This window comes from Nitrobacter vulgaris, assembly GCF_002028545.1.
GTDB classification, from domain to species: domain Bacteria; phylum Pseudomonadota; class Alphaproteobacteria; order Rhizobiales; family Xanthobacteraceae; genus Nitrobacter; species Nitrobacter vulgaris.
In genome coordinates this window covers 270,137-290,962 of the sequence record NZ_MWPQ01000049.1, presented here as the reverse complement: position 1 = coordinate 290,962, position 20,826 = coordinate 270,137, and the positions used below count along the sequence as shown (strand labels likewise).

Annotated in this window: 19 protein-coding genes; 11 read left to right on the top strand and 8 right to left on the bottom strand. The window is 58.9% G+C overall.

Going from position 1 to position 20,826, the window contains the following annotated elements; all coding sequences use genetic code 11:
- Nucleotides 1-3 precede the first annotated feature (3 nt).
- The 5 genes from B2M20_RS14170 (at nucleotide 4) to B2M20_RS14150 (ending at nucleotide 6,432) form a co-directional block, all read left to right on the top strand.
- A complete protein-coding gene (locus B2M20_RS14170) occupies nucleotides 4-681 on the top strand; it encodes a c-type cytochrome (protein WP_079447649.1) in 678 nt (225 codons plus the stop codon).
- Nucleotides 681-1,037: a c-type cytochrome gene (locus tag B2M20_RS14165; protein WP_079447648.1), complete on the top strand. Its 357-nt coding sequence runs from the start codon at nucleotides 681-683 to the stop codon at nucleotides 1,035-1,037. Before B2M20_RS14170 ends, B2M20_RS14165 begins: the two co-directional genes overlap by 1 nt.
- A 47-nt stretch (nucleotides 1,038-1,084) precedes the next feature.
- Nucleotides 1,085-2,035, top strand: coding sequence for a multicopper oxidase domain-containing protein (locus B2M20_RS14160; protein WP_079447647.1), 951 nt, complete (start codon nucleotides 1,085-1,087; stop codon nucleotides 2,033-2,035).
- 436 nt (nucleotides 2,036-2,471) lie between these two features.
- The gene (locus tag B2M20_RS14155) at nucleotides 2,472-4,322 is read left to right on the top strand and encodes a putative bifunctional diguanylate cyclase/phosphodiesterase (protein WP_079447646.1); all 1,851 of its coding nucleotides are present in this window, start codon (nucleotides 2,472-2,474) and stop codon (nucleotides 4,320-4,322) included.
- 316 nt (nucleotides 4,323-4,638) lie between these two features.
- Entirely contained in the window at nucleotides 4,639-6,432 is a 1,794-nt protein-coding gene (locus B2M20_RS14150) for a glycoside hydrolase family 15 protein (protein ID WP_079447717.1), read from the top strand.
- 3 nt (nucleotides 6,433-6,435) lie between these two features.
- Here the strand turns inward: B2M20_RS14150 and B2M20_RS14145 are convergent, their stop codons facing one another.
- From B2M20_RS14145 to B2M20_RS14120, 6 genes are all read right to left on the bottom strand, one after another.
- Nucleotides 6,436-7,239 carry a Cof-type HAD-IIB family hydrolase gene (locus tag B2M20_RS14145; protein ID WP_079447645.1) on the bottom strand — a complete coding sequence of 268 codons (804 nt, stop codon included), beginning with the start codon at nucleotides 7,237-7,239 and terminating at the stop codon, nucleotides 6,436-6,438.
- Entirely contained in the window at nucleotides 7,236-7,772 is a 537-nt protein-coding gene (locus B2M20_RS14140) for a gluconokinase (RefSeq protein WP_079447644.1), read from the bottom strand. The genes B2M20_RS14145 and B2M20_RS14140 overlap by 4 nt, the downstream gene beginning before the upstream one ends.
- Nucleotides 7,769-8,512: a 6-phosphogluconolactonase gene (pgl, locus tag B2M20_RS14135; protein WP_079447716.1), complete on the bottom strand. Its 744-nt coding sequence runs from the start codon at nucleotides 8,510-8,512 to the stop codon at nucleotides 7,769-7,771. Before pgl ends, B2M20_RS14140 begins: the two co-directional genes overlap by 4 nt.
- On the bottom strand, nucleotides 8,509-10,023 hold the full coding sequence (gene zwf / locus B2M20_RS14130; protein WP_079447643.1) for a glucose-6-phosphate dehydrogenase: 1,515 nt from the start codon (nucleotides 10,021-10,023) through the stop codon (nucleotides 8,509-8,511). The genes pgl and zwf overlap by 4 nt, the downstream gene beginning before the upstream one ends.
- Nucleotides 10,023-11,036 (bottom strand): phosphogluconate dehydrogenase (NAD(+)-dependent, decarboxylating), encoded by a 1,014-nt coding sequence (gnd, locus tag B2M20_RS14125; protein WP_079447642.1) that lies wholly within the window; start codon nucleotides 11,034-11,036, stop codon nucleotides 10,023-10,025. Before gnd ends, zwf begins: the two co-directional genes overlap by 1 nt.
- Before the next feature lie 231 nt (nucleotides 11,037-11,267).
- The gene (locus B2M20_RS14120; RefSeq protein ID WP_079447715.1) at nucleotides 11,268-14,120 is read right to left on the bottom strand and encodes a bifunctional transaldolase/phosoglucose isomerase; all 2,853 of its coding nucleotides are present in this window, start codon (nucleotides 14,118-14,120) and stop codon (nucleotides 11,268-11,270) included.
- Between the two features lie 283 nt (nucleotides 14,121-14,403).
- On the opposite strand from B2M20_RS14120, the gene B2M20_RS14115 reads away from it, so the two are divergent.
- The 4 genes from B2M20_RS14115 to B2M20_RS14100 all read left to right on the top strand — a co-directional run bounded on the left by B2M20_RS14115 (nucleotide 14,404) and on the right by B2M20_RS14100 (nucleotide 16,012).
- The gene (locus tag B2M20_RS14115) at nucleotides 14,404-14,634 is read left to right on the top strand and encodes a DUF6894 family protein (protein WP_079447641.1); all 231 of its coding nucleotides are present in this window, start codon (nucleotides 14,404-14,406) and stop codon (nucleotides 14,632-14,634) included.
- A gap of 75 nt (nucleotides 14,635-14,709) precedes the next feature.
- Nucleotides 14,710-15,186 carry a glutathione peroxidase gene (locus B2M20_RS14110; RefSeq protein ID WP_079447640.1) on the top strand — a complete coding sequence of 159 codons (477 nt, stop codon included), beginning with the start codon at nucleotides 14,710-14,712 and terminating at the stop codon, nucleotides 15,184-15,186.
- Nucleotides 15,183-15,440 (top strand): DUF3297 family protein, encoded by a 258-nt coding sequence (locus B2M20_RS14105; protein ID WP_079447639.1) that lies wholly within the window; start codon nucleotides 15,183-15,185, stop codon nucleotides 15,438-15,440. Before B2M20_RS14110 ends, B2M20_RS14105 begins: the two co-directional genes overlap by 4 nt.
- 218 nt (nucleotides 15,441-15,658) lie before the next feature.
- Entirely contained in the window at nucleotides 15,659-16,012 is a 354-nt protein-coding gene (locus B2M20_RS14100) for a DMT family protein (RefSeq protein WP_079447638.1), read from the top strand.
- 120 nt (nucleotides 16,013-16,132) lie between these two features.
- Here B2M20_RS14100 and B2M20_RS14095 read toward each other — a convergent pair whose 3' ends face one another.
- Nucleotides 16,133-17,038: a metallophosphoesterase family protein gene (locus B2M20_RS14095; RefSeq protein ID WP_079447637.1), complete on the bottom strand. Its 906-nt coding sequence runs from the start codon at nucleotides 17,036-17,038 to the stop codon at nucleotides 16,133-16,135.
- A gap of 236 nt (nucleotides 17,039-17,274) precedes the next feature.
- On the opposite strand from B2M20_RS14095, the gene B2M20_RS14090 reads away from it, so the two are divergent.
- On the top strand, nucleotides 17,275-17,763 hold the full coding sequence (locus B2M20_RS14090) for an NUDIX domain-containing protein (protein ID WP_079447714.1): 489 nt from the start codon (nucleotides 17,275-17,277) through the stop codon (nucleotides 17,761-17,763).
- 66 nt (nucleotides 17,764-17,829) lie between these two features.
- A complete protein-coding gene (locus tag B2M20_RS14085) occupies nucleotides 17,830-18,363 on the top strand; it encodes a GNAT family N-acetyltransferase (RefSeq protein ID WP_079447713.1) in 534 nt (177 codons plus the stop codon).
- Nucleotides 18,364-18,420: 57 nt separating this feature from the next.
- On the opposite strand, the gene B2M20_RS14080 is transcribed toward B2M20_RS14085, so the two are convergent.
- The gene (locus B2M20_RS14080; RefSeq protein ID WP_079447636.1) at nucleotides 18,421-20,757 is read right to left on the bottom strand and encodes a TonB-dependent receptor; all 2,337 of its coding nucleotides are present in this window, start codon (nucleotides 20,755-20,757) and stop codon (nucleotides 18,421-18,423) included.
- Nucleotides 20,758-20,826: the final 69 nt, after the last annotated feature.

The following is a 20,826-nucleotide window of genomic DNA, read 5'->3' as shown; positions in this document are numbered from 1 at the left end:
GACATGAAAGGGCTTTTGCTCGCCGTCGCGGGCTTGACCGCGGCATTACTGAGCAGCGCAAGCGCCGCCGACAAACTTGATCAGAGCTGTTCCGGTTGTCATGCGCTGGTTAAACCGAGCGATGCTTCGCTTGACAGGTTGCTGATGCGCAAAGGTCCCGACCTTTGGTTTGCGGGTAGCAAGTTCAAGAAGGAATGGCTGGTTTCCTGGTTGCAGGATCCCAAGCCGATACGTCCCGCCGGTTACCCGTATTTCAACATGGTCAAGAAGGGCGACAAGAACGATGTGCCCGATCCGTCCAAGATCATTGCTCACCCGAAGCTAAAGAAGGCCGATGCCGAGGCTGCCGCGGAAGCACTGATGGCTTTGAAGGCTCCCGCAGATCTCGTTCCGGCAGGCATTTTCAAGGGTGAGATGAAAGGTGCACGAATGGGTGCGCTTGCGTTCGTCAAGTTTCGCGGCTGCGTCGCCTGCCACCAGGGCGAAAAAGGAGAAGGGGGCCTCTCCGGGCCGCGATTGACCGATGCCGGCGCACGACTGCAAGCGGATTTCATTGCCGCCTATACCGCAGATCCGCAGCGTTTCGATCCGCATATCTGGATGCCGACGTCGAATCTGAAGGATCAGGATATCCAGCGACTGACCGCGTTCCTGGTTCAATTGAGCCAAGGAGACAAGTGATGAAAACGCAAACGTTGGCGGCTTTGGCCGGTCTGGTTCTGCTGCTCGTGTCATCGACAAGCCATGCCGATCAGTCGATCGAGCAGATTTATGGGATCTATTGCGTGCAATGTCACGGCCTCCAGCGCAACGGGACGGGGATCAACGTGCCCGCTCTTTCCGTGAAGCCGCGGGATCACACCGATGCAAAAAGTATGGGTGACACACCAGATGATGAACTGTTCAAAGCCATCAAAGAAGGCGGGCTTGCCGTCAACAAGTCGGTGCTGATGCCAACCTGGGGTCACGTCCTGTCCGAAGAGCAGATCACAGGCTTAGTCAAGTATCTGCGGCAGGTCTGCAAATGCGGCAAATAGATTCAACAAGAAAGCCATACCAAATCATGAAGGGGAGAACGATTTCAATGACCACCGCACATTTGAAGAACAGCGCCATCGTGGGGAGCATGGCAGCAGTCATGGTTCTTTTCGGCGCCGCGATCGCCACGGCGCAGGCCAAGACCGTCAAGATCGAATTGGTAGCCAAGGAAACGACGGTCCCGCTTGATAACCAGGGCAACACCGTGGCCGCCTGGACCTTCAACGGCCAGGTTCCCGGTCCGGTGATCCGGGCCACAGAAGGCGACACCATCGAGTTCACTTTGAAAAACGATGCCGCGAACAAGAAATCGCATTCGATCGACATGCACTCCGCGCGCTCGGATGTTCTGACGGATTTTGCATCGATCAAACCCGGCGAGACCAAGACCTTTTCGTACGTTCCGGAACATCCAGGTGTGTTCTTCTATCATTGCGGATCTGATCCGATGATCCAGCACATCGCCCGGGGCATGTTCGGAGTGGTCATCATCGATCCGAAAGATCCTAATGCGATGCCCAAAGCTGACCGTGAATATGTCCTGATCGAGCATCAGATGTTCGAGAATCCCGAAGATGTCGACAGCATGATGGCGAACAAGTGGAAGCGTAACGCCTTCAACGCCGTGCCCTTTCAGTATGACCCGGTGCATGATGAACACGCGACGCAAACTCTCGAGGCCAAGCCGGGCGAGCGCGTGCGCGTCTATATGGTTAATGCTGGTCCCAACGAGTTTTCCGGATTTCATCCGATCGCTGGCATCTGGGACAGGGTGTATCCCTCGGGCAATCCTAAAAATATGATGGTTGGGATGCAGAATTATACCTTGGCGCCGGGTGACGCGGCGACCTTCGATCTCATTTCACCGAAGGAAGGCGCGTATGCGCTGGTGGATCACTCTATGCGCGCCGCGCTTACTGGCGGCATCGCGATCCTCATGATCAGCAATAAGGCTGATCCCTCAATGGGTCGGGGAGACAAGATCCTCGTGCGCTGATGTTTGGCTTTGGCGTGGAGCGTCATCGGCGTTCCACGCCAAAGGTTTTTCAGGACGCAAAATCAGACGAGACCTGGGTAAAGTATTTGTTTGAGCTGTATCTGTTCAATAGCTCCGTAAATCCCGCTCGTGGCGTCAATTCTTCTCTTAATTATCGCGAGCGCAGAGCTAGGTCTTCGGAACGGAGAATTTAGTGCCCCGGTTCATGCATTGGTAACAATATAACGAAGCTGATATGAGCGGCGCTGCATTTGGTGTGGAAAGTGCGGCCGTGTTTATGCGTCGGATTTAACTAAACCTACAACGTGGCGGAGTATTCCTTCTTGTGAAGGCAGAAGGTGATGCGCTGTATTTGACCGCGACCACCGTTGCTGCCCGCAAGAGCCTGAAAGTCCGGTAGTTTCCCCTTTCAGACGCGGTGAAGGTTGGGAAGTCCATGTCCGGTACGCCTGAGCGAAACGAATTTTCTGTTGTCGCCAGTGAGAGTGGACCGAGACCTCCCGATGGACTGGAGGCCAGCCGAAATGACTTCCCGCTCGAGATAAGGGATTCCTCGCGACTGAATTTCCTGATTGAAGTTGTTAGATCGCTTCCGACAGCCGTGACGGTTCAGGACGAGCAGGGAAACTTCGTGTTCGTGAACGCGGCCGCCGTGGCCCAGTTCAATGTGCCGGCGCGGGACATCGTCGGAACGGTGTCAGGTGCGCCGCTCCCGTCAAAAGAGCTGAATGATCGCATAAATCTCGCTCGCGGGGTTCTGCAATCGGGCGGGAGCAGGATATCCGAAGAGTACATTCGAACGGATCATGCGACGAAGATCTTTCTGACGACGCATGAGCCTGTCGTGATTTCGAACAGAAAGCTTGTGTTGTCGAGCTCGGTTGATATCAGCCGTCAAAAGGCCGTTGAGGAAGAGCTTTTTCGTTGTGCGTATTATGACGAGCTGACGGGCTTGCCGACCCGGCGCGTCATCGAACAGCACGCCAACAGCCTCATCCGCGAGGGGGAACATTCCGTTAGATTTGCGGTGGCGTTTCTCGACATCGACAACTTCAAACACATCAACGACTACTACGGCCATGCATCCGGTGACGGGCTTCTGATCGAAGTTGCCAGACGCTTGGACCTTGGCCTACGTGCCACCGATATGCTCTCCCGGATCAGCGGCGACGAGTTTCTGCTCCTGCTCAACCCGGTCCAAAGCGACGCCGAGCTCGCCGAATACATTGAATTTCTATTGCAGCGGCTTAAGGCGCCATTTTTCATCGACGGATCGGAACTGTTCGCGTCCGCATCGATCGGAGTGAGCATCTATCCGGATCACGGCGACACTTATGAGGTTCTGCGGCAGAACGCCGACACCGCGATGTATCAGATCAAGAACGACACAAAGGGCGGAGCCGCCATCTTTGATTCCGGAATGCAGCACGAGGCATTGACCCGAATGAAGATCGAGCAATCGTTGCGGCTCGCGATTCTCGACAAGCGGTTCTGTTGCGCGTTCCAGCCCAAGGTGGACATCAGAACCGAGCAGATCAAAGGCATTGAGGCGCTGGTTCGGCTGCGCAACGATGACGGTATCATTCAGGCGCCTGGAACGTTCGTTGATCTCGCGATTGAACTCGGCTTGATCGATGAGTTAACGCATCTGGTTCTGGCCGAAATCATGAGGTCAATCGATCTCATCGACGATGCGTTCGGCACCGATGTTAGCATTAGCATCAACGTCGCCGCCAAGCAGGCTGGCAACGTGGTATTCATGACATCCTTCGCACGGGCGCTGGAGAAGACCGGTTGCGCAACGCGATTCATCGTCGAGGTCACCGAAGATGCGTTCGTGGCGAAAACCCGGTTCCAGACGGAGATTCTGCCAGTCCTGCGAAGGCTAGGCGTCAAAATCTCCATCGATGATTTCGGGATCGGATATTCGTCTCTGTCGGCCCTCGCCGATATCACCGCTGATGAAATCAAGATTGACCGGTCGTTCATCGTCGATATCCACAAGCGTCCGCGCAGCCAGGGTATCCTCAAGGCGATTGAATCTCTCGGCGATGCCTTGGGAATGGCGGTGATCGCGGAAGGCGTCGAGAAATTCGAGGAGCTCGCTTATTTGCAGGCAGCGACGCGGATAAAATATGCGCAGGGCTTCTATTTTTCCGAGCCCGTCTTTCTCGAAAATATCGAACCCGGCAAACCCGCGGTGAGTAAACGAGGCACCAGCTCGGACAGCCGGTCCGTGCAGGAAAACCGTTCGGTTTATTCCCGCGCCAACGGCTATAGCCGCTAGGTTCTCATTCAACGCCGTAGAACCAAATTCTGACTTACCTTTGAGCATGATCGCCTATGCCGGACATGTATGATGCGGCTGGGGATGCTTCATAAGGCGAGGCATGAGCCGAACCTTATGCCGAAAATTTGGCGAGCAACTGCGCTAAGCGGTGGATCACAATGGGTACCCGTGCGTTCGCATCCAGTCGCTCGCTCTCCATTTACATGACATTCTTTTCCAGAAAGTTCACCAGGCGGGATGGCCAACTACCCGGCGATGAATAATATTGGCGTTCCGTCATTTTGTTTTCAGCTCACCTGCCGAGTTCCGCAAATTGCCCAGCAACATCGAAGACTATGGAATCATCGGCGACGGCGAGACCGTCGCGCTCGTCGACCGGACGGGGTCACTCGACTGGCTTTGCTGGCCGTGCTTCGATTCCGATGCCTGCTTTGCCGCCCTCCTGGGCGATGAGCGTAACGGCCATTGGCGGATCGCTCCTTCGGAAAAGATCGAGCGATCGAGTCATCAATATCGCGGAGACGGCCTTATCCTCGAAACCCGGTTTGAAACCGCCGGCGGCGCTGTCACTTTGATTGATTTCATGCCGCCGCGCGGCACGGTGTCCGACATCGTTCGCCTCGTCCGGGGCGACCGCGGCCGCGTGAAGATGCACATGGATATGGTAATCCGGTTCGGCTTCGGTAAGAACGCGCCATGGGTCCGCCGCACGGAGGACAGGGCGCTGCTCGCCATTTGCGGGCCGGACATGCTGGTGTTGCGCACGCCGGTTGAGACTCACGGCGAGAACATGACCACCGTCGCGGACTTCGAGGTCAGCGCCGGGCAGACGATTCCGTTTGTCATGGCGTACGGCGCATCGCATTTCGCCGTTCCACCCCCGATCGATCCTGCGAAAGCGCTGCGGGACACGGAGGCGTTCTGGAGCGAGTGGTGCGAAAAGTTTGACTATGACGGTCCGTATCGTGATCTCGCAATGCGCTCGCTGGTTGTCCTGAAAGCCATGATCTATGCGCCTTCTGGCGGCATTGTCGCGGCTCCGACAACCTCGCTTCCCGAAAAGCTTGGCGGTGCACGTAACTGGGATTACCGGTTCTGCTGGCTGCGCGACGCGACCTTTACGCTGCTCGCGCTGATGAACAGCGGCTATTACGATGAGGCGTCGGAGTGGCACGACTGGCTGCTGAGATCGGTCGCAGGCTCGCCCTCCGACATGCAGATCATGTATGGCATCCTGGGACAACGTCGCCTGACGGAATGGGAGGCAGACTGGCTGCCTGGTTATGAGGGCGCGCGGCCGGTCAGGATCGGAAATGCGGCGCATGCCCAGCTCCAGCTTGATGTCTACGGCGAACTGATGGACGTATTTCACCAGTCGAGGGAGGCGAACCTCAAGCTGAGTGAGCCAACCTGGGCGCTGGAATGCGAGCTACTCGAGCATCTCGGCCGTATTTGGAATGAAACAGATTCAGGTATCTGGGAACTAAGGGGACCTGGCAAGCACTATGTCTCGTCGAAGGTGCTTGTCTGGGTAGCGTTCGACCGCGGCGTCAAGAGCGTGGAGCATTTCGGTTTCGAAGCGCCGGTCGAGCGTTGGCGTGAACTGCGTGATACGATCCATCGCGACGTCTGCGAAAAGGGTTTTGATCGCGAACAAAATACCTTCGTCGTATCCTACGGCTCGAAGCTGCTTGATGCCAGCACGCTTCTCATTCCGTCGGTCGGCTTCCTGCCGGCGTCTGATCCGCGTGTTGTGGGAACGCTCGCAGCGGTGGAGAGGCATCTGATGCCGGACGGCTTCGTGCTCAGGCACGATCCGCGCGCGGTGTCAGACGAACAGCCGCCGATCGAGGGAGCCTTTCTGGCCTGCACGCTCTGGCTCGCCGATGCCTATGTCCTGAGCGGCGATATCGAGCGGGCCGAGATGCTGCTGAAGCGGGTTGCGGGGGTGGCGAACGACCTTGGCCTGCTGTCGGAGGAGTATGATACGGTTGCCCGTCGCATGACGGGAAATTTTCCGCAGGCACTGACCCACATTGCGCTGGTCAACACCATCCACAATCTCAACGCGGCACGTAAACCGGCGATGCAGCGGGCAAGGGCATAGCGGCTAGTCGAGGGCCATGATCTGATCGATCGCCTTGGCGAAACCGTCGTTTTCATTGCTATCGGTGACACGAGTGGCTTGCGCCTTCACGTTGTCTTCGGCATTTCCCATGGCAAATGACAGGCCGCTTTTGGCAAACATGGCCAGATCGTTCTGCATGTCTCCGATGGTCGCGATGTTGCGCGTTGAAATGTTGAGGCGCTTCGCTAACGTCTCCACGAATGTGCCCTTGTCCTCTCCGGCAGGTGTGATGTCGAGATAATAGCTCTGCGATCGGACAACCTTCGCCTGGCCGGCGAGGGCCACCTGCATCGCCATCTCGCAACGGGCGAGCTTCTCGGGATCGGCGCTGACGCCAACGATCTTGGAGGCGTCGTCTGTGAATTCCTCAAAATCGGAAACCATAACCGGAGCCATTCGGATTGTGTGCTGCTCATGCGGAACGTAGCGGCCATCGTCGCGCGTGATAAGCCAACGGTCCGCGGTGAACAGCCAAATGTCGGTTTCGGAAGTTTTCAGCGCGTCGATCGCTCGTCGGGCGGCCGACGCTGAAATGGCAGTCCTTCGAAGCATCTTGAGGGCGGGATCGATCATCAGACTGCCGTTGAATGCGCCGAGCGGCAGTTGGATATTGAGCGGCTCGATCAGCATTCGCATACCCAAGGGAGGGCGGCTGCTGGTGATCGTGAAGCTGATATCTCTTTCGGCAAGTCGTTTCACCGCCTGGATTGCAGCTTCCGTCAGACGTTTGTCGGGCGTTAGCAGACTTCCGTCAACGTCCGAAATCACGAGGGAAATGCTGTTCATGAGAGTATCCAGCCCGCGTCGAGCATGGTGACGATTCGATCGGTAATTTCGTCCACGCTCGCATCGATGTCGACAACGATCGGTCGCTCATCCTCGGTAGGCTCCTCCAGTGTTGCGAGCTGGCTCTCGAGCAACGCCTGCGGCATGAAATGATCGCCTCTCGCCTTGAGACGGCTCATGATCAGGCTTCTGTCGCCGCGCAGGTAGACGATGCGGGTGTCGCTATGACCTTGCACGAGAATGTCGCGATAGGCGCGCTTGAGCGCGGAGCAGGCCATGATCACGCTCGTGCCGTTTGCACGTCTGCGGCCGATCTCCGCGGCGATGGCGCGTAACCACGGCCGCCTGTCGTCATCGTTCAATGCGATGCCGGCGCGCATTTTATCAATATTGCTTTCCGCATGAAAACGGTCGGCATCCTCAACTATCCATCCCAGTCGTTGTCCTAGCGCAACCGCAATGGTGCTTTTACCAGATCCCGACACGCCCATGACAATCAGCGCGCAAAAGGCGGCATCTCCGCCCGCATTCATGCCGGCGATCCTGCGGCCGCGGCATCGGTCAGCCACGTTGTGATGCCGCTGGAATGTGCGCGTGTACCGGGCAGATCGGCGCCCGCCATGACTTTCGAGAGGATGCCTTGCTTGGCTTTACCGCTGACGAGAAACAGCATCTCGCGTGAGGAGGCCAGCGCCGGGAGCGTCAGGGTGACGCGGGGAACAAAAGGCTCGACGTGCGCGTGGTCCACGCCGACGACCCATCGTTCGGTCTCGTCGAGCGCTCGATCTTCCGGAAACAAAGAGGCGGTGTGACCGTCCGGTCCAAGCCCCATCAAAACGACATCAAAAAGCGGTTTGGCTGCATCGAGACGACGCGCGTTGTAAAAGAGTTGGAGTTCGCGCTCGTAAAGCCGCGCCGTCGTATCCGGATCGTGAGCATCCGTCGGCATAGGATGGATATTTCCCGGCGGAGCGCAACGGTTCAGAAAAAGGTCCCTGGCCATCGCCATATTGTTGCGCTTGTCGTCCGCGCTCACGAAACGCTCGTCCCCAATGAACCAGTGAACGCGGTCCCAGGCGATCCGCGAACGATAGTCCGGGCTTCCCAGCAGCGCGTAGAGCGCTTTTGGGCCGGAGCCGCCGGTCAGGCAAATCGCCGGCCGCGTTGCATTTTCCGCAATCCGGGAGATCATTCGTTCCGCTGCTTCGGTAGCGACTGCTTCCGCATCTGGGAGCACCTGAAACCTGCGGTCCGCCGCGTTAGCGGATGTCATGTCAGCTCGCGCCACTGGTTGCCGTCCCGCGCCAGCAGTTCGTCGGCCTCACGGGGGCCTTCGCTGCCCGCCTTATAGCCCACCAGCCCGTTGGCGCCGGCCTTCTTCCAGGCGTCGAGGAACGGCTGCACCGCCTGCCAGCCGGCCTCCACGCCGTCAGCGCGCTGAAACAGGATGTTGTCGCCGGTCATGCAATCGTAGATCAGGGTTTCGTAACCGGTACTCGGTGCAGCGTGGAAGTAATCCTTGTAGCGGAATTTCATCTCGACGCCGTCGATCGAGATCGTGGGGCCAGGTACTTTGGTATTGAATTGCATCGTGATGCCTTCGGCCGGCTCGATGCCGATGACCAAATAGTTTTGCGACAGCTGGTCCACCGGCGTGCAGCGAAACATCGCGAACGGCGCCTGTTTGAACTTGATGGCCACCTCGGTGCGCTTGAGGCCGAGAGCCTTGCCGGTCCGCAAGTAGAATGGAACGCCGGCCCATCGCCAGTTGTCGATGGTCAGCTTGAGCGCCGCATAGGTCTCGGTGGTGCTGTTGGGCTTGACGTCGGGGGTGTCGCGGTAATCGACGACCGCCTCGTCGCCGACCTGCCCGGCGTAATATTGTCCGCGCACAGAATTTCTCAGCGCCTCCTCCGGCGTTTGCGTCTGGATTGCGGCCAGCACTTCCGCCTTCTCTGAACGCACCGCGTGAGCTTCGAATCGCCTCGGTGGCTCCATGGTCACCAGCGAGAGCAACTGGAACAGATGGTTCGGCACCATGTCTCTCAGTGCTCCGGTAGCGTCGTAGAAGCTGCCGCGATGTCCGACCGACAGCTTTTCGTCGACGGTGATCTGGATATGATCGATGTGGTTGCGATTCCAGATCGGCTCGAACATGCCGTTGGCGAAACGAAGAACAAGGATGTTCTGGACGGTCTCCTTGCCGAGATAGTGGTCAATCCGATAGATCTGATGTTCGTTGGCGATCTTTAGCAGCCTGGCGTTGAGCGCTCTGGCAGACGCAAGATCGGTGCCGAAAGGCTTTTCGACCACTAGGCGACGCCACGTGCCGTTTGTCTCTCGCAGTAGACCGACGCGGCCAAGTTGTTCTGCGATCGGTGCAAAGGCTGTCGGCGGCACGGCAAGATAGAACAGGCGATTGCCGCACGTCCCCGTTCTTGTCTCAAGCCTTTCACAGGCCTTGCTCAGCGTATCGAATGAGGATGGATCGGAGGGGTCGGCTTCGACGCACGTCAGGCAATTAAGCACCTTGTCGGCAATTTCGGTTTTGACCGGCCGCGTGGCATGCTTTTTCAAACCCTCCATCAGGCTTTGCCGAAGATCGTCTTCCGACATCTGCTTGCGGACGATACCGACGAGGCAAAACTGCTCCGGCAGCAAGCCGGATTCGGCAAGATTGTAGAGTGCCGGAATGATCAGGCGATGGGTGAGATCTCCGGTGACACCAAAAATGACGAAGCAGCATGGCTCCGGGTTGCGCGGCTTGTTGCTTGCGACCGTCATCAACTCGCGGTCCTCCCCTTTGTAGATGGATCGGTTTCTCCTGGCTCCTTGTGCCCCCCGAATCCCTCTCGCATCGCCGAGAGGATTTTCTCTGCGAACGTATGTTGCTGACGCGAGCGAAAGCGCGCGAACAGTGCGGCCGTTAGAACTTCGGCCGGAACGGCTTCATCAATGGCGGCGTTGACCGTCCAGCGACCCTCGCCGGAATCTGCGACAAATCCCGAGTAAGCCTCGAGAGTCTCGCTGCGGGCCAACGCAGAAGCGGTGAGATCGAGCAGCCAGGATGAAATCACACTGCCGCGGCGCCACACCTCGGCAATATCTGCGAGGTCAAGCTTGAACCGATGATGCTCTGGCAGCGCATTGGTGTTCGCGTTTTTGAGAATGTCGAAGCCTTCGGCAAAGGCCTGCATCAGGCCGTATTCGATTCCGTTATGAACCATCTTGACGAAATGGCCGGAGCCAACGGGCCCCGTGTGGAGGTAGCCTTGCTCGACGCGCGGATCACGGCCGTCGCGGCTCGGCGTTCCCGGAATGCCGCCGCGTCCGGGCGCCAGCGACGCGAAAATCGGGTCGAGACGATCAACCACGGCCTTGTCGCCGCCGATCATCATGCAATACCCGCGTTCCAAGCCCCAAACTCCGCCGCTGGTGCCTACATCGACATAGTAGATGCCCTTGTCGCGCAGCGTTCTCGCGCGCCGGATATCGTCCTGCCAGAAGGTATTGCCGCCATCGATGATGACATCATCTTTATCGAGCAGCCCGGCGATCGTCGCGATGGTGGACTCCGTAATCGCTCCGGCGGGCAGCATGATCCAAATGGCGCGCGGCTTTTCGAGCTTGCGGACGAAGTCTTGGAGATCAATCGCGCCTGAGGCTCCCTCCGCGGCAATCGCGGCGACGGCCTGGTCGCTGATGTCATAGACGACGGCCTGATGACCTCCCTTTTTCATCAGGCGGCGAACGATGTTGGCCCCCATTCGCCCCAGTCCGATCATACCTATCTGCATTGGTCCGATCCCTCCTCCGGGAGCCCCTCGTGGTCTGGACATTCCACGGGCGGTCCGATGGTTCAATGATGCGTGCGGTTCACGGTATGGCCCAACACCTCGGGTGTTTCAGGAAGATTGGCGAATGTGGATCGCGATGAACGACGGCAAGGAGCAAGATCCCAGCTTGACGCGGCTGGCGAACGTTTGTTTCCTGACGCAACGTCACAACCTGACGCGTCATGGCCATGGTCACATGAGAGCTCGGCTGATCGCCTCGTCGAGCCGCGACAAGCCGGATTGAAGATCTCCCTTGAGATGCACGCGAAGCGCTCGCCGTCCCCGCCGGGTGAGCACATCGAAATCGCCGCGCGCCTGCGCAGCCTTGATAATACTGAAGCTCGTTTTCCGGCCGGGAATCTTCAAATCCCGTGGGTCGTCGGCGGTGATCTGGAGAAAAACGCCGCTGTCGGGACCGCCTTTGTAGGCCTGGCCAGTCGAATGCAGGAAACGTGGGCCGAACTCGGCACAGGTGGCGACTTTCTTCCGGTCGCGAACGGCGAGGCGCATCCGCTGTAGATCACCGATGTGTTCGTCATCGCGCGCGACGTAAGCCAGAAAGGCGACATAATCGCCGGGCTCTGCGCGCGCGAGATGCGCCTTGAGCCACGAGGATAGCTCACCGTCGCCGCCCTTCTCGCGTAACGCGCGCGCATTCTCAGCGTCGGTGTAAAGATCGAAGCCGGCGGCGGAAATCGCCGGCTTTTCCTTGGGAAGCCTGCCCGTTTTCTCGAAGGCTGACGTCAATTCGCGAGTCCTGACCTTGGCAGCTTCGACGTCAGGCTGATCGAACGGATTGATGCCGAGAACCGAGCCGGCGACTGCGACGGCCATCTCGAACCGGAAAAATTCCTGACCGATCTGATCGACCGAGTTCATCACGATCCGGACCACCGGATGTCCAGCGCTTTCGAGCGCGCGCAATTTCTCATCATGAGCGGCATCCTCTTCATCCGCCGTGCGGATATCGATGAAGAAGCGGTCATTACCGTAAAGGTTCGCATCGGCGAGCGGTTCGCCGTCGATCGGAATAAGGCCCTTGCTCTCCTTGCCGGTCGATTCGGCGATCAGTTGCTCGGCCCATGCACCAAAATCAGCGATTTTCGGAGACGCCAGAATAGTGACCTTGTCACGGCCTTCGCGCCCCGCGAGACCCATGGCTAATCCGAGCTGAACGCCAGGATTGTCATGCGGTGGGACCTGGGCGCCACAGGATCGCACCATGACGAGTGCATTCTCGAGCAATCCTGTCACATCGATTCCCGCTGTTGCCGCCGGGACCAGGCCGAAAGGAGACAGGATCGAATAGCGGCCGCCGATTGCGGGATCGCCGTGGAAGGTGCGCGCGTAGCCGAGCTTCGCCGCTTCCTCGTCAAGCGAGGACCCCGGATCGGTGATCGCGATGAAGCGGTGGCCGGCTTTGTCGGCGCCGATGGCCTTGGCCACCCGCGCATGAAAATAGTCTTTCAGTGCATTTGGTTCTGTCGTTCCGCCGGACTTGCTGGACACGATGAAGACAGTCCTGTCGACGTCGATTGCGGCTTCAAGCGAACGAATCTGGGTGGGATCGGTTGAGTCCAGCACATGTAGTTTCGGGAAACCTGCTGCCTTCGGAAAGGTCTTCGCCAGCACCTCCGGACCCAGGCTTGATCCGCCCATGCCGAGGACAACCGCGTCGGTGAATTTTTGCTTCTTCACTCGCTGCGCGTAGTCCTCGTAGTCAGCTGCCCGATTAAACTCGGCGGCAGGACTCGTCAGCCAGGCCAGCCATTTGTCTTCGTCCGCGCCGGTCCACACCGACTTATCCTGCTGCCATAGCTTGCGGACGGTGCCGGCGGCTCGCCAGTCATCCGCCTCTGCTTCGACGGATTTCGCCGTGGCGGGGTCCAGCGACAAGGTCTGTCGGTCGATGGCAGAACCGAGAATCTTTTCCCGCTTCCGGGCGACGGCGCCGAGCAATTTGTCGGCCGCGTCCGCGAACAGCCGCACGCCCTCTTTCACGAGGTCCCGGGTGATCGCATCGAGCGAGATTCCGGCTTCCGCGAGCGCGGTGAGCACTTGCCGTGCGTCATCCAAACTTTCCTCGAGGCTATCGCGCAGCTTGCCGTGATCGCGGAAGGCCTCAAGGGTCGCCGGCGGCACAGTATTGACAGTGTCTGAACCGATCAACTCCTCAACGTAGAGGACGTCACGGTAGTCCTTGTTCTTGGTCCCGGTCGAAGCCCATAGCAGCCGCTGCGGTCTGGCGCCTTCGGCTTCCAGCTTTTGCCAGTCTTCGCCGGCAAACAGCCGCTTGTAATCCTGATAGGCGAGCTTGGCATTGGCAATCGCGACCTGGCCCTTGAGCGCGGCAAGACGCGCTTTCTCCGCAGGATCGTTGGCTTGCGCGATCTTTTCGTCGAGCTGCTTGTCGGCAGCGCTATCGATTCGGCTGACGAAGAAGCTGGCGACGCTTGCAACATGTGCGGGATCCCCGCCATTTCGGACATATTCTCGAAGCCCGGCCTGATACGCCTCAGCTACCTCGACGTAGACCTTTTGGGAGAACAACAACGTGATGTTGATGCTGATGCCCTCGGAAATCAGGTGACGGATCGCGGGCAAGCCATTCGGCGTCGCCGGCACCTTGATCATCAGGTTTTTGCGGTCGACGGCCTTCCACAGCCTCTTAGCTTCGGCAATCGTCGCCTTGGTATCGTTCGCAAGATACGGCGAAACCTCAAGACTGACGAAACCATCGGCGCCATGGAGCCGATCGTAGACCGGCCGCAACACATCGGCGGCGTGCTGGATGTCCTCTACGGCGAGCCGCTCGTAGAGATCGGCGACCGATCGGTCGCCGTTTTTGAGCAGGCTGACTATAGCGCTGTCATATTCGTCCGAACTCCCGATTGCCTTCTCGAAAATTGAGGGATTGGAGGTAACCCCGCGTATTCCGTCGTTCTCGACAAGATGCTTCAAATCACCCTTGTTTATGAAACCGCGCGCAAGGAAATCGAGCCAGATGGCCTGGCCGTGGTTCTGGAGTTCACTGACAGGGTTCATGACGTTCTTCTTTGTTCGAGGACGCGCGCCGTTTAGGAAAATTCCCATAACCCGCTGCAAGCCAGGTTATGTCGACATGACGAAGAAAAGATAGCCTGATCAAGAGCGGGACTCGGTGCTAACGTTTGAGGCGGAATATTGATCCGCGTATGGATTACTAGGAGCTTGAAACGGGACGGACGCAATTTTGCGACAAATAAAGCCTATTGCAGTGCAGGCTTGTCGTTCGATAAAAAACTTGTGAGAACGGCGGACTCAAGGCCCACCCCGTTATGGATTGTTCATGCCCCGATATTTTTTTAACACCCGCATCGGAAGCGACCTGATTCTGGATCCGGAAGGCGAGGATTTGCGCGATCCCGACCAAGCCTGGCGTGCCGCCCGAACGACGATCCGCGAAATTCTCAAGTCGGACGGCGAACAGAAGGCGATCCTCAATGCAGTGCTGGAAGTGACCGACGCCACCGGTGAAATCGTCCTCGAATTTCCGTTCACCGAAGCCATCCTGGACTAGGTCAGCCGGTCTTCCACGCGGCATTGACCGGCACGGAACGGTCGGCCAGTCGTAGCTTGATCGAAAGGTTGTTGAATGGCCAGCGTCTTTGATTTCTGCGCGAACACGCTGGCCGGCGAGCCCTGCGCGTTGAGACAGTTCGAAGGCCGCGTCCTTTTGATCGTGAACACTGCGAGCGCCTGCGGCTTCACGCCGCAATACAAGGACCTAGAGGAACTATATCGCGCGATGAACCCGCGCGGATTTTCCGTTCTTGGCTTCCCCTGCAATCAGTTCGGCAAGCAGGAACCGGGGTCGTCCACTGACATCCAGCAGTTCTGCGCTACCACGTATGACGTGACCTTTCCGATGTTTGAAAAGATAGATGTCAACGGGGCGGACGCGCATCCGTTGTTCAAGCATCTGAAGAACGAGAAGCCGGGTCTGCTGGGCGAGTCAATCAAGTGGAATTTCACAAAGTTTCTCGTGGACCGGCAGGGGAGGGTGGTCGCTCGCCACGCTCCGACCACCAAACCCAAAAAACTAACCGAAGAAATCGAGGCCCTGCTTTGACCGACCAGACCGCGAATGACCGGCTGCCCGACCGTTTGTCGACCGATCCGCGCAGCGCCTATTACGATGCTGAGATTCTGTCGCGCGATATCGGTATCCGTTTCAAGGGTGTCGAAAAAACCAACGTCGAGGAGTATTGTGTCAGCGAAGGCTGGATACGTGTTGCCGCCGGCAGTGCCAAGGATCGCCACGGTAATCCGTTGACCATCAAGCTCAGCGGCACGGTTGAACCCTACTTCCGGACTGGGGGGTAGGATTTGTTTCTATCGGCACGGCTTTGGGCATACGTGCAGCACAGTTCCTCCTCGCTTGCTGTGGGTTCACGCTGTAAGCAGGCCTAGAGTCTTTCACCGTTTCATGGAAACGGTAAAAGACTCCAGCTTTTTGATTTGACGCGTTTTCTTCACGCGAACCGGATTCCACTTCGCTCGAAAACGCTAGCTTTCCTACGATCGTTTCCGAAAGTTCAGCCATGCCCATCGCGATTCCGTCGTGGCTCCTGCCGATCCTGATGCTGTTCTGCTCGAACGTTTTCATGACTTTCGCCTGGTATGGGCATCTGAAATTCAAGGAAAGTCCGCTTTCTCTGGTCATTCTGGCCAGCTGGGCTATCGCGTTTTTCGAGTACTGGCTCGCGGTGCCAGCCAATCGCTGGGGTAGCTCGGTCTATTCGGCGGCCGAGCTCAAAACCATTCAGGAAGTAATTACACTTGTCGTGTTCGCCGGCTTCTCCGTGCTGTATCTGAAACAGCCGTTGAGCTGGAATCACGGTCTGGGCTTTGCGTTCGTTGCCCTCGGCGCATTTTTCATTTTTCACAAGTGGTGATTGCGTACTGTAGCGCGGATATAGCGTTTTCGAGCGAAGTGGGTGCCAGTTCGCGTGAAGAAAACGCGTCAAAACATAAAGATAGAGTCTTTCACCGTTTCTATGAAACGGTGAAAGACTCTAGATTAGCTCTGTCCGCTGCAATTCATTGATTTCCTGACGTTCAATCGCTGCTTGATCGGCAAAGCCGCGCACTCGCTGCTCGCAACGCCAGGCGTTTCCATCGCGCGTGATCGAAAACAGGTTGTAAGCGGCAGGTGGATAATGCCGGTGCGGCATCGCGGATGCCGACGGCACACCGATGGCGGGGATCCGGCCGTGCGGTCCCTCGAACCACATGGTCGAATGGATATGATCATGGCCGTGCAGGATCAGGTCCACGCCGCGCCGCTTCAGAAGAGCCAGAAGTGCGTCGGCATCCGTCAGTCGTTTGTACGAATCTTTCGAAGACAGCGGATGGTGGATCAGCAGCACGCGAAAGTTCGGATCGCTCTCAAGCTGTGAGAGACCGCGGTCCAGCGCATCGAGCTGGTCGGACCCCAGCCGCCCAGTGGCCATGAAGGGACCGGTCGGTACCGACGAAGACACGCCGATCAGCGTCAGCGGCCCTCTGCGTCGCAGGAACGGAAAGGAAAGCGGCGTCCCTTCGCGGACGCTATCGCCGCGCATATATTCCTTCCATTCGGAAATCTGTTTTTTCGTCGGGCGAACGTAGGCATCGTGATTGCCGGGCACGAGGGTGACGTCGTGTGGGGTGCCGACGTCGCCCAGCCATGCGCGCGCCTGCGTGAACTCGTCCGGAAGTGCGAGATTGATGAGATCGCCGGTGACCGCGATGTGATCGGGCGATTGCGCCTTGATATCGGCGACCACAGCGTCCAGCACATCGCGCCGATGGATGGCGTGACGGCCGCGTTTCCAGTTTAGATAGCCGATCGCGCGCTTGCCTATGAGCTGATGCAGTCGCGGCGGAGGCAGCGGTCCAAGGTGCGGATCGGACAGGTGCGCGAGCGTGATGGTTGTCATCAGGGGCTGCCGATCAAAGCGCCGGCGGGGAGTGCCATCGCGCCGCCGCCTGCGATCTTGAATGTTGCCCGCCGCGATGGCGAGCCTCTGTCCCTGTCATGAAGCTGCTTCACCTTTACCTCGTACCCGGTATCTCGTACCCGGGAATATTCTGAAGTTTTGGCAAGAGCACCGCTAGGATGCAAGCGATCATGCAAGAGCGAGTCGTCGCGTCGCGGATTCGGGGGCTAAGCGTCATGAATTTCCACCGTCTGCGGTGCTTTTGCGAGCCCGCGTTACGCCGGCTATTTCACCTGTACTTCCGGTTCGCCCGCGGCATGACGCTCGGCGTGCGCGGCGTGGTGCTCGACGCCGACAACAGGGTCTTTCTGGTCAAGCATGGCTATGTGGCGGGCTGGCATCTGCCCGGCGGCGGCGTCGAGGTCGGCGAGACGTCACGTATGGCGCTGCAACGCGAACTCATTGAAGAAGGGCGAATCGAAATACACGGCGAACCGGCGTTGCACGGTATTTTTTTCAACAGCCACGTTTCGCGGCGCGATCATGTCGCTGTCTACGTCGTCAGGGACTTCCGGCAGGATCGCAAGCCCGAACCAAATCGGGAGATCATCGATTGCGGTTTTTTCGCCGTCGATGCCTTGCCGGCCGAGACCACAGTCGGCACGCGGCTCCGAATCGCGGAAGTCCTTCATCATGAGCCGCCGGTACTCACCTGGCGCAGGTGATCGGCCCGGCCGCAATCGGCGGCAGGCGATGGACCGCGCCCGTGACAGATGCTATCCGCCTTCCTCATGTCCGATCTCTCCCTCACTCTCCTGACCGAAACCGCCAATGACGCGCAGGCTATCGAGCGTCTGCACGAACGCACCTTCGGTCCCGGTCGTTTCGTGCTCAGCGCTTACCGCCTGCGCGAGCATGTTGATCATTTGCTGGACCTCTCCCTGACCGCCCACATCGGCACTCTGCTGGTCGGCTCGGTTCGATTGTTGCCGGTCTGCATCGGCGACACGCCGGCGCTGCTCCTCGGTCCGCTGACGGTCGAGCCGCCGTTCCGTGGCCGCGGCATTGGCCGCGCGATGCTCGAGCGCGCGCTCGGCGACGCGAAAGCGAAAGGGCACCGTCTCATCGTGCTTGTTGGCGACGAATCCTATTACGGTCGCGTCGGTTTCAAGATGATCCCGAAAGGCCAGGTCGACATGCCAGGTCCGGTGGACCGGGCCCGCCTGTTGGTATGCGAGCTGGCTCCTGGTGCGTTCGACGGAGTCTCGGGCATGATCCGGCCTGACTGGAGGTTCGCGTGGGAGGGGGCGGACCAGAGCCAATGAACAGAAGTCAAATTCAAGCATCATGGCCGGAACAATCCGGCCATGATGAAAGCCTGCTTAATACTTCACGTTTGCGAATATCCGTACGTTCAGTCCCGGCAGCAACACCTGGTCCTTGTTGAAGGCGACGGCATTGCGAATTTGCTCGTTCAGCAGATTGTCGCCGGCGAGACCGATGGTCACCGGCTGCCCGCCCCACCAGTTGTTTCTGGGCAGCGTGGTCGTATAGCTGACCTCGGCTCGCAGCCGGTTGTAGCCGGGGGTAGGCGTCTCGACGCCGCTCACGTCGTTCTGTGCGAAGGCATGGAGCAGGTTGATGCGAGCCAGCCAGTTGGCGCCGTGGTAGTAGATACCTCCTCCCAGACGCTGCGGCGGAATTCGCGGTACGTTGGAGCCGTCCGTGAAGGTCGCGCGGACAATGTCATACTGTCCCTCGATGCCGAAGAGGCCGTTCCACACCGGCAGAACGTCGTATTGAAACTGGAATTCGCCGCCGCGGAAAACGGCATCGGTCTGGGAGTAGATGGCCTGCTTCAATTCCAGACCCGGTCCGGCCACGCACGCCGTTTCGTCGCAGGTGTTGCCGGTCAGGCGCCGGTAGATGAAGCCGTTGAACCGCGTATAATAGCCGGTCAGTTCGAACCGCAGCGGCCCCGTCGCTCGGCGTAATCCGGCCTCGATCGACTTCGCGGTCTCGATGCCGAGATTCGGATTGCCGATGTCATAGGTTATCGTCGCATCATGCACGCCGCGGGAGAATAGCTCCGCTGGCTTCGGCGCGCGTTCGACGTATTGTCCGGTCAGGCTCGCCACCAGATTCCAGGGCAGGTTCTGAATCAGACCGACACTGGTGCTTTTTGGCGTGAAGTTCAGGGCCCGCGGCGTTGCGGCACCGATCACGCCCGGATCGACGGTGAGGTCGAACAGTTCGGGCATGGTGCTCGGAGTTGAGCCATTGAGGTTCACGTGTTCGATCCGACCGGCGACCTGTGCCTTGGTCGTGTCGCTGAACGTGAACTCGTTGAAGATATAGCCAGCGAACCTTCCATTGCTGTTCGGATCCCACAGGCCGTTGAGCGGGCTAAACGGATCGTCGGGACTCGGCGCGGTCAGTTCCTGGTGCGACCCCTGGACGCCGATCGCGGTTGTCAGAGCAGCGAAGCGCAGGTTGGTCTGAGCGAACTGCACTTCCATCCGGCCTTCCTGCTCCTTGTTGGTGAATGTCTGGCGAACGCCGTCGCTGGCCGGATCAGCTGCGTCGGCAAGGGCGAGTTCATTGTGCTTGTAGTCGGTCGCGCCGACCCAGAACCGAATGGCATCGACCGCCGCCGCATCGGGCCGATATTCGCCTTTTGCGGCGAATTTGGTCTGATGCGCGTTGATCCGGGTGCCGAGCTCTTCGCCCTCTTGGCCTGGAATGTGGTACAGGCTGTTGTTCTGCGTGATCGCGGCTCCGACGAATCCGCCGTCGAACAAATACGAGCCGCCGACTGAAGCTCCATTGGAGTCGGTCGCGGTGTTTTTCTGCACGCCGCCGGGGATCGCATAGTCCTCGGTCCGCCGTGCGAAGGCGTCGGCGTGAATCGCCACGTTGTTGCCGCCGGCATCGAGCAGAACCGCGCCTTCACGACCGTTGTTCACGCTCGAGACCGCTCCTCGTGTCTCTACGTTCACGCAGCCAGGGGGAGTCGGCAGTTGCGGCGCCTTGACGGCATAACCGTAGGTTTGCGTTGTCAACGGTGCCGCGCATGGCGTGGTTTCGGGAATGCGATTGTTGCTGGCGCTGACCATTCCGCCGATGGCCGTCGAACCGTAACGCAGCGCCGCCGGGCCGCGAATGACCTCGACCTGATTGGTCGAAAGCGGGTCAATCGGCACGAAATGGTCCTCGCCGAGATCGGACGCACCGTTGCTTCCGATACCGTTCTCCACGATGCCGACGCGATTGACGTCGAGGCCGCGGATGATGGGCCGGCTCGATGCGCCGGGGGCGAAGGATGAGCCGGTGATGCCCGGCTTGTTGTTGAGCAGGTCGCCCAGCGTCGCGGCCCCGTTGCGCCGAATCTCTTCGTTGGTGACGACGGTCACGGTCGCGAACTGATCGGTCACGATGGGCAACGTGCCCTGCAGATTGGCGGGAGTTGCCGGCGGCGCGGTGCGGGCTACCTCGGGTTGCCGGGGCGTAGGAGCCCTGGTCGTGCCACGGCGAGCCGTGCGCGCGGGTGTCGTCCGAGTCGGCCGTGCGTGGCGCACGATCGGACTGGGCGCGTTGACCACGATTCCGGGCAGGGCCGTTTGGGCGGAAACGTCATCGGAGAACACCACGGCAAGGGCCGGAAGCGACACTGCGCTGAGGCGCGCCAGTGTGAGAAAACGACTGGGAGAAAGGGACATCCTGCGGATCCTGGTACGGCCGGCTTCCGCTCATTGGCGTTCGTATGGCCGTCAAAGTCGATAAACTTG